The 1,387-nt window shown below is 69.2% G+C and carries 2 protein-coding genes; both read left to right on the top strand.

Features of this window, described 5'->3' with window-relative positions; all coding sequences use genetic code 11:
• Positions 1-3 precede the first annotated feature (3 nt).
• Positions 4-1,098, top strand: a complete 1,095-nt coding sequence (locus AB4Z02_RS18905; protein ID WP_441972898.1) for a DegT/DnrJ/EryC1/StrS family aminotransferase — start codon at positions 4-6, stop codon at positions 1,096-1,098.
• On the top strand, positions 1,098-1,387 hold a 290-nt coding region (locus AB4Z02_RS18900; protein ID WP_441972896.1), incomplete at its 3' end, for a Gfo/Idh/MocA family protein. The genes AB4Z02_RS18905 and AB4Z02_RS18900, both read left to right, overlap by 1 nt.

Genomic DNA, 1,387 nt, shown 5'->3' with positions numbered 1-1,387 from the left:
ACCATGACCGAGTTCATTCCCCCTGCCAAGCCGCTGGTCGGCGACGAGGAGCGTGAGGCGGTCGACCGCGTCCTGCGCAGCGGCATGCTTGCCCAGGGCCCGGAGGTCAAGGCCTTCGAGGAGGAGTTCTCCGCGCACTTCGGCCTCGGCCGGGCGTGTGTCGCGGTCAACTCCGGCACCTCGGGTCAGCACCTCGGGCTGCTGTCCTCCGGGGTCAAGGCCGGTGACGAGGTGATCGTGCCGTCGTTCACGTTCGCGGCGACGGCCAACTCGGTCGCGCTGACCGGGGCGACGCCGGTGTTCGCGGACATCTCGGCCGACGACTTCTGCCTGGACCCGGCTGCGGTCGAGGCCGCGGTCACGGACAGGACGGTCGGGATCATGCCGGTSCACCTGTACGGGCACCCGGCGAAGATGGACCAGCTGATGGCSATYGCSGACAAGCACGGCCTGCAGGTCTACGAGGACGCGGCGCAGGCCCATGGTGCGTCGCTGAACGGGACCCCGGTGGGTGCGTTCGGCACGTTCGCGATGTTCTCGCTCTACCCGACCAAGAACATGACGTCCGGTGAGGGTGGCATGGTSTCGGTGGCSAACGCGGAGGTCGAGCGCCTCATGCGCCTGTACCGCAACCAGGGCATGGAGAAGCAGTACCACAACGAGGTCGTCGGCTTTAACATGCGCATGACCGACATCCACGCCGCGATCGGGCGGGTGCAGCTGACCAAGGTCGGTGCCTGGACCAAGCAGCGCCAGGAGAACGCGGCGTTCCTGTCGGCGAACCTGSAGGGTGTCACGACGCCGCCGGTGGCCGAGGGTGCCGTGCACGTCTACCACCAGTACACGGTGCGGGTGCCGCAGGACCGTGACGGCCTGGCCGCTGCGCTGCGCGAGGAGTACAACATCGGCTCGGGCATGTTCTACCCGGTGCCGAACCACCGCCTGGCCCCGTTCGTGGGTGACGGCAGCGTCGACCTGCCCGAGACGGAGAAGGCTGCCGCCGAGTGCCTGTCGCTGCCGGTGCACCCCTCGCTGTCCCAGGACGACCTGGAGCGGATCGTCACTGCGGTCAACGCCCTCGCGAAGGCCGGTGCCTGATGGCGAACCTGCGCGCGGGCCTGATCGGCCTGGGCATGATGGGCCGTCACCACGCCCGGGTCCTGGGCTCGTTGCCGGGTGTGGACCTGGTGGCGGTGGCCGACCCCGGTGGTGACACCCACGGTGTCGCGGGCGACCGCCCGCTGGAGGACTCGATCGAGGGCCTGATCAAGCACGACCTCGACTACTGCATGGTGGCGGTGCCGACGGTCTACCACGAGCCGGTCGGGTTGGCGTTGGCTGCGGCCGGGGTGCACGCGATCATCGAGAAGCCGCTGGCCCAGGACAC

Source organism: Pedococcus sp. 2YAF34 (genome assembly GCF_052114585.1).
In the GTDB taxonomy this organism is placed as follows: domain Bacteria; phylum Actinomycetota; class Actinomycetes; order Actinomycetales; family Dermatophilaceae; genus Pedococcus.
The sequence above is the reverse complement of the archived record's forward strand: the minus strand, read 5'-3'. Positions and strand labels throughout refer to the sequence as shown.